Source organism: Tropicimonas isoalkanivorans (assembly GCF_900112335.1).
GTDB lineage: Bacteria > Pseudomonadota > Alphaproteobacteria > Rhodobacterales > Rhodobacteraceae > Tropicimonas > Tropicimonas isoalkanivorans.
Genome location: NZ_FOLG01000001.1, coordinates 1 through 12,652 on the forward strand (window position 1 = coordinate 1; position 12,652 = coordinate 12,652).

General features: G+C 61.8%; 9 protein-coding genes and 2 tRNA genes. 5 read left to right on the top strand and 6 right to left on the bottom strand.

Going from position 1 to position 12,652, the window contains the following annotated elements:
• The first annotated feature begins 217 nt into the window (after nt 1-217).
• Nucleotides 218-2,638 (top strand): hypothetical protein, encoded by a 2,421-nt coding sequence (locus BM075_RS00005; protein WP_143089795.1) that lies wholly within the window; start codon nt 218-220, stop codon nt 2,636-2,638.
• 170 nt (nt 2,639-2,808) lie between these two features.
• On the opposite strand, the gene BM075_RS00010 is transcribed toward BM075_RS00005, so the two are convergent.
• Nucleotides 2,809-2,883: transfer RNA gene (locus tag BM075_RS00010), tRNA-Asn, on the bottom strand.
• Nucleotides 2,884-2,932: 49 nt separating this feature from the next.
• On the bottom strand, nt 2,933-3,853 hold the full coding sequence (locus BM075_RS00015) for an MBL fold metallo-hydrolase (protein WP_093358251.1): 921 nt from the start codon (nt 3,851-3,853) through the stop codon (nt 2,933-2,935).
• A gap of 42 nt (nt 3,854-3,895) precedes the next feature.
• Between BM075_RS00015 and BM075_RS00020 the strand changes: the two genes are divergently transcribed.
• Nucleotides 3,896-5,218: an ATP-binding protein gene (locus tag BM075_RS00020; protein ID WP_093358253.1), complete on the top strand. Its 1,323-nt coding sequence runs from the start codon at nt 3,896-3,898 to the stop codon at nt 5,216-5,218.
• 153 nt (nt 5,219-5,371) lie between these two features.
• Entirely contained in the window at nt 5,372-7,354 is a 1,983-nt protein-coding gene (locus BM075_RS00025; RefSeq protein ID WP_093358255.1) for a hypothetical protein, read from the top strand.
• Nucleotides 7,355-7,357: 3 nt separating this feature from the next.
• Here BM075_RS00025 and BM075_RS00030 read toward each other — a convergent pair whose 3' ends face one another.
• From BM075_RS00030 to BM075_RS00045, 4 genes are all read right to left on the bottom strand, one after another.
• On the bottom strand, nt 7,358-8,527 hold the full coding sequence (locus tag BM075_RS00030) for a pyridoxal phosphate-dependent aminotransferase (protein ID WP_093358256.1): 1,170 nt from the start codon (nt 8,525-8,527) through the stop codon (nt 7,358-7,360).
• A gap of 39 nt (nt 8,528-8,566) precedes the next feature.
• Nucleotides 8,567-9,415: a fumarylacetoacetate hydrolase family protein gene (locus tag BM075_RS00035; protein WP_093359359.1), complete on the bottom strand. Its 849-nt coding sequence runs from the start codon at nt 9,413-9,415 to the stop codon at nt 8,567-8,569.
• Nucleotides 9,416-9,989: 574 nt separating this feature from the next.
• Entirely contained in the window at nt 9,990-10,388 is a 399-nt protein-coding gene (locus BM075_RS00040) for a hypothetical protein (RefSeq protein WP_143089796.1), read from the bottom strand.
• 388 nt (nt 10,389-10,776) lie between these two features.
• Nucleotides 10,777-10,853, bottom strand: a tRNA-Ile gene (locus BM075_RS00045).
• A 134-nt stretch (nt 10,854-10,987) separates the two neighbouring features.
• Here BM075_RS00045 and purM point away from each other — a divergent pair.
• On the top strand, nt 10,988-12,034 hold the full coding sequence (purM, locus tag BM075_RS00050; protein WP_093358258.1) for a phosphoribosylformylglycinamidine cyclo-ligase: 1,047 nt from the start codon (nt 10,988-10,990) through the stop codon (nt 12,032-12,034).
• Nucleotides 12,031-12,624: a phosphoribosylglycinamide formyltransferase gene (purN, locus tag BM075_RS00055; RefSeq protein ID WP_093358260.1), complete on the top strand. Its 594-nt coding sequence runs from the start codon at nt 12,031-12,033 to the stop codon at nt 12,622-12,624. The genes purM and purN overlap by 4 nt, the downstream gene beginning before the upstream one ends.
• Nucleotides 12,625-12,652: the final 28 nt, after the last annotated feature.

Below are 12,652 nucleotides of genomic sequence, written 5' to 3' on the forward strand. Positions count from 1 at the left end.
GCGGTGGCCGCCAGCGTCACACCCGGCCGCGCGCTGCGCTACGCCGGGGGCTCCGCGCGCGGCCTCCTACACCAAGCGTTGGGACACTACCAAACAAGAAGAAGACAGTCACGACTGGGTAACGCTCAGGCCATCTGAGATGTCTTCTTGTTTTTCAATTGATTTGATGTGGAAAACGCCCAGGCGTTACAATTGGTAGCGGGGGCACCACAATAGAATGACAACCCGTCTTTCAGGTACAACAAGTCTTCGCCCGATACGCTTTGGCTTCTTGGTCCGTCCAAGCGACAAGAAATCCGTCAGCCGCATCATGCGCTGGTCCACATGTCTTTGGGGTGGGCGTTGCAACCCGATTATCCCGGTAGGTCGCTACCCGGCGCACTGGCGATCAAGTGAGCCTTTTCTTCGCAAGCCAGACAGGGAAGTTGCACGAGACTACATGCGCTTTTTTGAGCCAGACATCATTGTTGAGGCGGAGCCAGGCTTAGCGGAGTCAATTGGCTTCGATGCTGTTTCCAACTCAAGTTTGGAATCGCAGCTTATATCACTTGATGAACTCCACTCGAAGAAATGGACCGGCCATCGGATGGACCTGTACGTTGGTCAATCTGTGGTCGACATATATCAAGCCGACTATGAGGCGCGGCATCAATTTGTTCTTCGAGAAGATGTGCCAGCGCTTTTGTTCAAGGAAGATCGGCTGGCGCCACTTGTGGAGGCAATATTCGGCGCATTTCCGAGAGACGAGGATGCAGACTATTTCAAGAAATTCTACGAAAACGCCTATTCTCCGAAGTTGGCAGCCGCAGGTCCGGATACCTGGCTGTCGGTTTTTGAAGGTAAGGCAAAGCCGCCATTTTATCCGACCTTCTTGGACTTGGAAATTGAACCCAAGACTCGTAGAGAAGCGACGTTTTTCATATTTGATCACACCAAGACGAGCGACTTGATCGACTACTGGAATACTAGGCTTTTTGAGACGCCTGTGTTCCCAGTTCCGCTGTGTTGGCTGGACGAATTGAAAGGCTTTGTCTCAAAAGCGATCAACTCCAATCATCGTCCGATCCCGAACAACAGCTTTGGGACAATGTTTACCAGCCAGGTGGTTTTCGCTCGGAGCGTCAAAGAGGAGGTTGCGAAGGCTGTCGTTGAAGTGTTCTCTTCTGATTGTCCCGACGGTTCCTTTTTCATTGGTCGCTCCACGCATCCTAAACACACCGATGACTGGCATGGACCTAGATGTGCGCGTCACAGCGTCAAGTCAGATGAGGCCCGCTTGTCTCTGGAAGTCGAAGGAGGATCAGTCTCGTTTCCCATGCCATATCCCAAGTTTGCCGAGAGATTTGGCGGCGGACGTTATCGCTGGGCAAATGTCGTCAACCTAAGCGCACACGGTCCGAGTGACATGGCACTCTGCTACCCTTCAAATATCGAGGACCGCACCTTTCCGCACCTTGCGATGGGGCAGCAGGGTCCGATTGTTTCACGCGAAGGTTGGGTTCTTCTTGAACACTACCATGAGAGCAGCGGCTATCTGCGAATAGACTCGGGTACAGATGCCATTTGTCGTTGGCTGAAGAAGAAGGGAATTGAGGCTAAGCCCTCTTCCGCCGGTCGTATTGCGTCACAAATGGTTGAGAAGCTTGCATCCCTTCGTGCCGCTGACTTGATCGCGGACAAGGATACGATCCAGATTTTGAACAAGATGGCGATGCAGGAACGTACAAGCAATTCGAAGTCTACGTCCAATACCAAGACATTTGAAGGTCGAACTGCAGATACCGGACGATGGCACGAACTTATAAAGAAGAGGGCGAAGAACACCCTTCGCTTTCGAGTTTCGCTTGAGCAGTTCACGAGCCGAGGCATCTTAAAGTTGGGTCTTGGGCTGAATTGCCCACACTGTACCCACAGCAACTGGTACGGACTTGATGGAGTCGATTACATCGTAACCTGCGAACGCTGTCTTAAGGAATTTTCATATCCGCAGGGCAGCAAGGAGCCACGCTGGAAGTACCGTGTGACCGGGCCATTTTCTGTCCCAAACTTTGCTGAAGGTGCCTACGCTGTAACGCTTACGCTAGCCACGTTTGCGAAGAGCCTATCTCCAGTTGGAGACATAGGCATGACCATGACCACCGGTTTGAACCTCAAGTGCGACGCATTTGAACGGGAGATTGATTTCGCCTTTTGGTACCGTAAAGAGCGAATGCTCGATCAAAAAGGCGAACCGCATTTTGTTGTTGGTGAAGCCAAAAGTTTTGCAGAGGAAGCGATCGAGAAGGGCGATCTTGAAGCGCTTCAAGTGGTGGCAAAAGAACTCCCTGGAACCGTATTGGTCGTATCAGTTTTGAAAGAGAAATTCTCGGAAAAAGAAAAGCGGCTGTTGGAGAAGCTGGTTCGTTGGGGTTGGGTATCGGTTGAAGGGCGTATGAGAGCACCTGTGATCATGCTGACAGGCGTTGAACTCTTCGCTGACTGGACGGTTGAAAAGTCATGGCAACAGAAAGGAGCTCCGTACCCGGCTGACGCTGACAGGAGCGTATTTTCAGATTTGGAATTGTTTGCGTTGGAGACGCAGCGCATCCACCTAGGCATCGACTACTATGACGAGCTTAGGAAGAGGCGCCGAACCTAAATCGCTGAAGCCCCTTGATGCTGTTGCTCTGCGACGCCCATGTTGCTTCGATCTAGAGACCAGAGATGTCGGCAGCCCGAAAAAGCCGATCCGGGCAGTGTTTGCTGTACTTATTCTGTACTCGGAAAGAAAAAGGACTTAGCGGATGTGTGCTAAGTGCTTGATTTTTATGGCTCCGGCGGTAGGGATCGAACCTACGACCAATTGATTAACAGTCAACTGCTCTACCGCTGAGCTACGCCGGAACACGGGGGGCGATATAGCAACGGCTCTCGGGGGCGTCCAGTGGAATTCTCACATTTCTGAAGACGGGTTCACCGAGCCTTTGCCAGTGCGGAAGCGAGCGCTTGGGGTCAGCGGGCCGTCGGGTCGGACCAGGTCTCGGTTGATCAGGTCAATCAGGTGGGAAAGCACGGTTCGCCCGGCTGCGGGTAGCAGGGCGGTTGGGATGTCCTTGTAGATTTGACGGGTCAGGTCCGCCACGGTCATCGTGGTGGCACCGAGTTGCGCCAAGATCTCGGCCTCGCGCTTGCGGCGATGTGACATCAGCCACGCGATGCGGTCTGCAGGCGACGCCACCGGGGCGCCGTGGCCGGGATAGTAAATGCGGTCGCGTCGTCTCGCGAGGCGGTCGCAGGACGCCATGAACGCTGTCAGGTCTCCGTCGGGCGGCGAAACCATGGACGATGCCCAGCCCATGACGTGATCGCCCGTGAAAAGCGCGTCCTGCCAAGCGAAGGCCATGTGGTTCGAGGTGTGGCCCGGTGTGTGGAGTGCCTCGATTCGCCAGCCGCGACCCTCGACCACGTCTGCATCTCGCAACCGGACATCCGGGACGAAATCCATGTCCGCCCCTTCGCCGCCGCCGATCAGGCCTTCTGCGGCCAGTCGCACCATTAGCGGAGATCGACCATCCTCGTGACGACCGAAGGCGTGGATTGGGGCGCCGGTGTCCTGTGCAATCTGCCGTGCCAAGGGCGAATGGTCGAGATGGGAGTGCGTGACGAATATGTGCGTGATTCTCTCGCCCTTACCGAGCGCAGACGCGAGGGCGGCTCGATGACTCGGCAGGGCGGGTCCGGGATCGATGACGGCGACGTCGCCCTCGCCGACGATGTAGGTGTTGGTGCCGTGAAAGGTCATCGGCGAGGGATTGGGCGCCAGGACGCAACGCAGCCCCGGTTCCGGGCGGGTCAGGACAGGGCTGTCGGTCATTTCGGCATTTCTCCGGAGGCACAGGGGCGATAGCGTTCTGCCATGAAACTCGACTGGCTCAAACGCCCTATGCCGCGTGGGCTCTACGGACGAGCGGCGCTGATCCTGGTGGTGCCGGTGACGGTGCTCATGGTGGTGGTGTCGCTGGTTTTCATTCAGCGGCATTTCGAGGGCGTCACGCAGCAGCTGACCAGCGGCATCGTTCTGGAGCTGCGCGAGGTGGTCGAGGTCATTGAGGCCGCTCCAGACCTTGGGGCCGGTCTGGCGGAAGCGGAACCGCTGGTGACGACGCTGGGCATCCAACTTGCTCCGGCGGACAAGCCTCAGACTGGCGACCGCCGGGTGTTTTATGACGTCTCCGGGCGGATGGTGATCGACACGCTGCGCGACGGCCTGCCTGAAGTTCGCGCGGTCGATCTCCGCCAATCGAGCCGCCGGGTTATCGTTCAACTCGACACCCGCCATGGGCCCTTGGAGGCGACAGTGGATCGACGCCGGGCGTCGGCCTCCAACCCGCATCAGTTCCTGGTGTTGATGGCGTCGATCGGGGTGCTGATGACTGGGATCGCCTATCTCTACCTGCGCAACCAGCTTCGGCCGATCACCCGGTTGGCGGAGGCGGCGGAGGCCTTCGGCAAGGGGCGGGTGGTTCGGTACCGTCCCTCCGGCGCGCTGGAGGTGCGGGCAGCGGGACGGGCCTTCCTTGACATGCGGGCGCGGATCGAGCGGCAGATCGAGCAGCGGACCCTCATGCTGTCGGGCGTCAGCCACGACCTACGGACGCCGATCACCCGGCTGAAGCTTGCCCTGTCGATGATGCCGGAGGGGCAGGACGTCGAGGATATGCAGCGCGACGTGGCGGAGATGGAGGGGCTGATCGACTCCTTCCTGGACTTCGCCCGCTCGGACCAGGAGGAGGACCCGGCGCCTGTCGTGCCTGTGGATCTGGCTCGAAAGGTCGTCGAGCGGGCGGCTCGCGGGCGCGGAGAGGTCTCGCTGTCGGCCGGGGACGAGGCTGGCCAGGAGGTGCTGCTGCGGGAGCAGGCGGTGGAACGGGCGCTCGGCAATCTGGTGGGCAACGCGCTCCGGTACGGGGAGCGGGCGGCGGTCTCGGTGGCCTGCACGGGGCGGACGGTCGTGTTCTCGGTCGAGGACGACGGGCCGGGGATTCCGGAGGGTGACCGGGAGCGGGCGGTGCAGCCTTTCACCCGCCTCGATGCGGCCCGCAATCAGGACCGCGGGTCCGGCGTGGGTCTGGGATTGTCGCTGGCCCGCGATATTGCGCGGCGGCATGGGGGGGCACTCCGGCTCTCGGACAGCGAGACCCTGGGGGGGCTGAAGGCGGAGCTGGTGATCCCGCGGTAGGGATGCGTCCCATGGATGGGACAGGGTGTAACGCGCAGGATTACAATGGGTTGCGGATGCGGATTAACGGTTTTTTAAAGGTGTTCCCGTTATGTCCCATGGAGGCAACACGGTTCGGGCCATCCGCGGTGGGGCCGCTGGAGAGGAGGCTGTATGAACATCAAAGACGTGACCGGGCACATTCGGCAGGCCAGGAACGTCACCTTCATCATCGGCGCAGGTGCTTCGATCAGCGCGGGCATCCCGAACGCGCGGGACCTCGTTTGGCGCATCCGGAGGGACAATTCGCACTGCCTCGGCCATCTCGATGAGGCCGGGCGGAACGACTACGGCAAGGCGATGGCGGCGCTGTCGCCGGGAGATCGGGAGGCGCTAATCCAGCCCCTCCTGGACGAATCGCGGCTCAACTGGGGGCATGTCGCTCTGGCCTGCGTGCTGTTGCAGCCGCAAGTGCGCCGCGTGCTGACATTCAACTTCGATTTCCTGCTGGAACGCGCTTTGGTGCTGCTGGGGGAGCATCTGCCGGTCTATGATTTCGGCGTATCGCCAACGCGCGAGATCCAACGGCTTGCCGATAAGGCGATCGTCCACCTGCATGGCCAGAGTTATGGCTTGCGCCTGCTCAACTCGGAAGGTGAGACCGCAGATCACGCTCGGGAACTGGGGCCGTTGCTGTCGGACAGCCTGCGTAACCACCTGACTGTTGTGATCGGCTACAGCGGCAGCGTTGACGCGGCCTTTCCCAGCATGGTCGAGGCCTACAATTCCATGTTTCCGTTGCTCTGGCTCGGCCATGATCGCGAACCAGCCGACCACCTCGAACCGCTTCTAGGGAAGGACTACGCGACCTATGTCGGAGGCTGCGATTTCGACCGGGTGATGATCGAAATTGCGCGGGGCCTCGATTGCTGGCCGCCGGTGATCTTCACCAACCCGCCAATGCACGTGCGCCAGTTGTTAGGAGAGATGCCCGATTTTCCAGTCTGCAACAAAGCCGGTCCGGACGTTCTCAGTGAAACGCGACGGAGGCTCGGCGAGGCGGCGGACAGCTGGGAGGCTGGGCGCTCCATAGAAGAGCAGGCAGCGGATGCCTTCCTCGCGGGCGATGCAGCGCCAGACCTAGACCTGAGCTTAACATCGGAAAAACTCCGAGAGTTCGTGGCATGGAGCCTTGTCAACGAAGGGGTTTCTCTCCGTACGGAGGCCGAAGCGCTCGACGGCGTTGTGCGGTCAGAAAAATTGGCGGAAGCCTGCGAAAAATACGAGGCTGCTCTCAAGATCAAAACGGACATGCACGCTGCCCTCAACAATTGGGGAAATGCTCTTGCCGCGCAAGCCGTGGCCCTCAAGGGCGCTGAGCGGTTGAAGAAACTTGCCGAGGCCCGCGAAAAGTACGCGGAGGCGATTGCGATAAAGCCGGATCATGACGATGCGTTATATAACTGGGGAATTGCGCTGCTGGACGAGGCCATGGCGATGGATGGTGCGGCCCGGTCGGAAAAACTGGATGAGGCCTGCGCCAAGTTCGCGGCGGCACTGGAGATCAAACCGGACGACCATGCAGCTCTCCACAGTTGGGGATATGCACGTGTGGAGCAAACGAGGACCGTCGGGCGAACTGAACGGTCAGAGAAACTCGCTGAGGCTTGCGCAAAGTACGCGGAAGCGACTGCGATAAAGCCGGACAAACACGAGGCGCTCACCAATTGGGGCGTTGCATTGGCCTTGGAGGCCGTAGAGCTCAACGGATCCGCCCGGGCTGACAAATTCACTGAAGCTCGTGAAAAGTTCGAAGTCGCGCTGAAAATTAAGCCGAACGATTACGACGCGCTCGCCAATTGGGGCGCCTCTTTGGTGAGCGAGGCCGAAGCGCTCGACGGGGGCGCCCGTGCGGCGAAGCTGGCTGAGGCGGAGGAAAGGATCTGTGAGGCGGAGGCGATCTCCGGCAAACCGAGTTACAATCTCGCCCGTGTTTACGCCCTTCTCGGGGAGGTTGTAGCGGCGCTGGACAAGTTGGAGGCCTGCGCGATCGCCGAGACACTTCCGAACACGGCGGCGCTGAAGGCGGATTTGGAGGCTCTGCGAGGTGAGCCTCGGTTTAAGGCGTTTCTAAATCGAGACGGCGGAGCCGGGTGAATCTCAAGCCTTCTGCAAAAACGCGTCCATTCGCTCCAGCGCGCGGGAGATGTTTTCGCGGCTGTTGGCGTAGCTGAGGCGGATGTAGCCTTCGCCGAGGGTGCCGAAGTCCGGGCCGCCGATGGTGGCGACGCCGGTTTGTTCGAGGAGCGCGGAGGCGAGGGGTTTGGCTTGCCAGCCGGTGTCGGTGACGTTGGGGAAGGCGTAGAAGGCGCCCTTGGGGACGATGCAGCTGACGCCGGGGAGGGCGTTCAGGCCCTCCACCACGAGTTTGCGGCGTGCGTCGAATTCCGCGACCATCGTGGCGACGGCATCCTGCGGGCCGGTGAGGGCCTCCAGGGCGGCGTATTGGGAGGGCGTGTTCACGCAGGACCAGGCATTGACCGCGAGTTTGCGGGCCTTGTCGTGGAGGCCGTCGGGCCAGACGGCGTAGCCCAGCCGCCAGCCGGTCATGGCGTAGGTCTTGGACCAGCCGTTGAGCAGGATCAGGCGGTCGCGGATCTGGGGGAAGGTCAGGAGGCTGACGTGTTCCTCGCCGTCGTAGAGCATCTGGTCGTAGATCTCGTCGGACAGAATGGCGACGTCGGGGTGGGCCTCAAGCCCGCTGACGAGGCGTTCGATCTCGGCCCGCGGCGTGACGCCGCCGCAGGGGTTCGCGGGCGAGTTTAGGATCAGCAGGCGGGTCTGGGGGGTGATGAGGGACAGCGTCTCCTCCGCGGAGAAGGCGAAGCCGTTGGATTCGCGGATCGGCACCGGGATGGGGCGCGCGCCAGTGAAGTCGATCATCGAGCGGTAGATGGGGAAGCCCGGGTCGGGGTAGAGGATGTCGGCCCCCGGCTCGCCGAACATCAGGATGGCGGCGAACATGGTCACCTTGCCGCCGGGAACGACGAGGACGCGGTCGGGGCGCACCTCGGTGCCGAAGCGGCGGTCGAGGTCGGCGGCGACGGCCTCGCGCAGGGCGGGGAGGCCGGTCGCATCGGTGTAGCCGTGGTGGCCGTCGCGCAGGGCCTTGACGGCGGCCTCCACGATATTGGGCGGGGTTGGGAAATCGGGCTGGCCGATGCCGAGGTTGATGACGTCCATGCCGCCGGCCGCGAGGGCGCTGGCGCGGGCCAGGACGGCGAAGGCGTTCTCCTCGCCGATCCGGTCGAATCCTGCGATTGTCTTCATCGGTCTCTCCTTGCCGACCTTGGGCGCCGTGTCGGGGGGTCAGGCCTGCCAGGCCACCACGGCCTGACGCTGTTCGCCGAGGCCCTGGATGCCCAGGCGCATCTGGTCGCCGGGCTGCAGGAACTGGGGCGGCTTCATGCCCATGCCGACGCCCGGCGGCGTTCCGGTGGAGATGACGTCGCCGGGTTCCAGCGTGATGAACCGGCTGAGGTGGGCGACGACCTCGGCGACGGAGAAAATCATGGTGCGGGTGTTGCCGGTCTGGCGGCGGTCGCCGTTGACGTCGAGGAAGAGGTCCAGTGCCTGCGGGTCCGGCACCTCGTCGGGGGTGACGAGCCAGGGGCCGATGGGGGCGAAGGTGTCGCAGGATTTGCCCTTCACCCACTGCCCGCCGCGCTCGATCTGGAAGGCGCGTTCAGAGACGTCGTTGACGACGCAGTAGCCCGCGACGTGGTCCAGCGCGGCCTCCTCGGTCACATGCTGGGTGCGGCGGCCGATGACCACGCCGAGCTCCACCTCCCAGTCGGTCTTGGTTCCTCCCTTGGGGATCATCACGGCATCGTTGGCGCCGGTCGGGGGGCAGACCTTCATGAAGAGGATCGGCATCTCCGGGATCGCCGCGCCCGTTTCGGCGGCGTGGTCGGCATAGTTGAGTCCGATGCAGAAGATCCGGCGGATGTCGGCGAGGATCGGTGCATAGTCGCCGTCGGCGGCGGTCAGGGTGGGGAGGTCATCGAGGACAAGCGCTTCGAGGGGGGCGAGGCCACCGTAGGCGATGGTGTCGCTGGTGACGTCGTCGAGGTGCCCGGCAAGGCTGCGCAGGGTGCCCTCGCCATCGACTGCGGCGGGCACGATGCCGTCGGCGGTACGGATACGGCAGAATTTCATTGTGGCCTCCCTCTGGAACAGGATCCTGTCGGCAGCGCGGAGCGGCGCCGCCGGGAACGCCGCGATGGAACCGGATTCCGAGAGCGGCTGCAAGCCGGTTCGGACCGGAAGCGGACCGCAGCCAAGACCTGAACAGGGACAGCCGCGCAGGAATTGCGCTGGTCGGATGGCGCTGGCAGGACCAAATTGGTGACCGCAATGAGCCGCAACATGAAGCCAATGGGTAATTCGCAAGTAGCAATGATCGAAGCACTTTGGCATCTCGGAGATCTGGGACACTTGAGAGGGCGATGAAACGTCTGCGGGCACGGGGAGCCAATGTTGTCAGCGAAGAAGGCAGAGCGTTTAAGTGTCGCCAGTATTGGGAGGTAATAGTGTCGTGACCGTAAAACGCCCACCCAATACACCTAGCCTGACGGGCTAACCGCGTAGCAGGCCTAGGCGCGCGCACGGCATGCGCGATTTTCAAAGGACTCTCCGCATCCTGCATCACGCTTGTGGGACTTGGTGCCAATGCCCGGCGTTCCGCGCGGGCGATTGCGAGGGAATGGGGTTTTGCGTTTGGGCTGTGGCTTCAAAAAAGCTGTTTCACACCAAACCAAAGCAATCCGAGTAAGCCCAGGAGGACGAACAGGCTGAAGGCAAAGGCAATCAGCGTGCCGATAACGGAAGCGATCCCGATGAATATGAACGAGACAGATTTTTGTATTGTCTCGAGCAATGTAGTGAACGGCCGGGCGATCCAACCCAAAACATCAGCGACAAGGTCCCAAAAACCAACTCTCGCCAGGACGATGCCAAGGGTTACCCAACCAGCCCACCCGCAGACCCCTGCAACGTCACTATCTGTTTGAACGGCGACGACCGCGCCCGGAAAAATGCCGATCAGCGCGTTGATTAAATGCCAAGCGATCCGATTCACCCGCGTCATCTGCTGGGCGTCAGTTTCTTCGTCGTCTCGGCCCTTCATCATGACTTTCAGTTCTTGCCTTTCGCTCTGTCACGGAAGCCAAGGCCTGACACAGATCGGACTTTCCATTCGGCTTCAAGGTCCTCTAACGCCATGCGTTGCAAAGACACTGTTGCACAAATTGGCTTAAGGCCAAGGCTCCCCTTGCCCCGGTCGTACTTTCTCCACGGCCTCTGTGACAACTATTTCGGGCGCGGTATCGCCGTTCTGGAATGAGCCATGTCGTGCCATTGCTCTGAGCGACAACGGCGAATGATGCGGACCTAGAGTTCCGCAACCCGGCCGTGAAAGTCCTTCGCCATGAGCCGCTGAACGCAAAGTGGTGAACAATTCGGGGAGACGCGGTTAACGTCACCCAAAGCCATCAAAAAAATGGGATAAAGAGAATTTGTGGTAGGCCCGGAGGGACTTGAACCCCCAACCAAAGCGTTATGAGCGCTCTGCTCTAACCAATTGAGCTACAGGCCCGTGTCGGGACTGCCTAGCAGGTTGCCCGCCGGGGTCAAGCCATATGGCGCGGGCTGGGGGGACGGCGGCATAGACACGGGGGGCGAGCCTTGCTAACTCGCGCCACGAACTTCTTCTGGCGAAAGGGCGAGCCGGTGAGTGCAGGCAAGAACGGACTGACCTATGCGGATGCCGGCGTGGATATCGACGCGGGCAATGCGCTCGTGGAGCGGATCAAACCCGCGGCGAAATCGACGGACCGGGCCGGTGTGATGGCGGGGCTCGGGGGCTTTGGCGGGCTTTTCGATCTGAAGGCCGCCGGCTACCGCGATCCGGTGCTGGTGGCCGCGACCGATGGTGTGGGCACCAAGCTCAAGATCGCGATCGACACCGGGCATGTCTCCGGCGTGGGTGTCGACCTGGTGGCGATGTGCGTCAACGACCTGGTTTGCCAGGGGGCCGAGCCGCTGTTCTTCCTCGATTACTTTGCCTGCGGCGCGCTTGACGTCGATCGCGCGGCGCTTGTCGTCGAAGGGATCGCGGAGGGCTGCCGGCAGGCGGGCTGCGCGCTGATCGGCGGCGAAACGGCGGAAATGCCCGGCATGTATGCCAAGGAGGATTTCGACCTCGCGGGCTTTGCCTTGGGCGCCATGGAGCGGGGCCGGGCGCTGCCTGCGGACGTCGCGGACGGGGACGTGCTGCTGGGGCTCGCGTCGTCGGGCGTGCACTCCAACGGCTATTCGCTGGTGCGAAAGATCGTGGAGGTGCAGGGGCTCGACTGGGAGTCCGCCGCGCCATTTGGTGGCGGGCCGCTTGGGCAGGCGCTGCTCGCGCCGACGCGGATCTACGTGCAGTCCGCGCTGGCGGCGATCCGCGCTGGCGGGGTGCGGGGGCTTGCCCACATCACCGGCGGCGGCCTGACGGAGAACCTGCCGCGCGTTCTGCCCGAGGGGCTGGGCGCGGAGATCGACCTCAGGTCCTGGACATTGCCGCCCGTGATCTCCTGGCTGGCAACGGCCGGCGGGCTCATGCAGGCAGAGATGCTGAAGACCTTCAACGCCGGGATCGGCATGGTGCTGGTCGTCGCGCCGGACCGGGCGGACGCGTTGACCGCGACGCTGGAGGCCGAAGGGGAACAGGTGCACCGGATCGGCCGGGTGGAGCCGGGGCAGGGAGTTCGGTACACCGGGGCGCTGGTGTGAAGCGGGTCGCCATCCTGATCTCGGGCGGCGGCTCCAACATGCTGGCGCTGCTCGACAGCATGGAGGATGCGGGCCACCCCGCCGAGCCCTGCCTTGTTGCGTCGAACGACCCTGAGGCTCCGGGGCTGGCGAAGGCGGCCGCGCGCGGAGTGCCGACGGCCGGGCTCGACCATCGGCCCTTTGGCAAGGATCGGGCGGCGTTCGAGGCGGAACTGCATAAGATCATCGAGTCCCACGGGGCGGACATGATTTGCCTTGCCGGGTTCATGCGGGTGCTGACGGCCGGGTTCGTGTCCGGGTGGTCCGGGCGGATGCTCAATATCCATCCATCGCTGCTGCCGAAGTATCGCGGGCTGCACACGCACGCGCGGGCGCTGGAGGCGGGCGACGCCGAACATGGCTGCACGGTGCATGAAGTGACGCCGGAGCTGGACGATGGCCCGATCCTCGGGCAGGCGCGGGTTCCGGTGGAGCCGGGCGACACGCCGGACACGCTGGCCGCGCGGGTCCTGACGATGGAACACAAGCTTTATCCCGCCGTGCTGCGGCGTTTCGCAGCGGGTGATCGAAGACCCGTCTGGCTCCCCTGACAATGCTTTTCTTTGGTTGATTTTAGCC

What these genes read in the sequence shown, in the direction of transcription:
- BM075_RS00020 (WP_093358253.1), top strand. Translation starts at nt 3,896, where the DNA reads ATGAAACTCGACTGGCTCAAACGCCCTATGCCGCGTGGGCTCTACGGA.
- BM075_RS00015 (WP_093358251.1), bottom strand. Translation starts at nt 3,853, where the DNA reads ATGACCGACAGCCCTGTCCTGACCCGCCCGGAACCGGGGCTGCGTTGC.
- BM075_RS00025 (WP_093358255.1), top strand. Translation starts at nt 5,372, where the DNA reads ATGAACATCAAAGACGTGACCGGGCACATTCGGCAGGCCAGGAACGTC.
- BM075_RS00035 (WP_093359359.1), bottom strand. Translation starts at nt 9,415, where the DNA reads ATGAAATTCTGCCGTATCCGTACCGCCGACGGCATCGTGCCCGCCGCA.
- BM075_RS00030 (WP_093358256.1), bottom strand. Translation starts at nt 8,527, where the DNA reads ATGAAGACAATCGCAGGATTCGACCGGATCGGCGAGGAGAACGCCTTC.
- BM075_RS00040 (WP_143089796.1), bottom strand. Translation starts at nt 10,388, where the DNA reads ATGATGAAGGGCCGAGACGACGAAGAAACTGACGCCCAGCAGATGACG.
- BM075_RS00005 (WP_143089795.1), top strand. Translation starts at nt 218, where the DNA reads ATGACAACCCGTCTTTCAGGTACAACAAGTCTTCGCCCGATACGCTTT.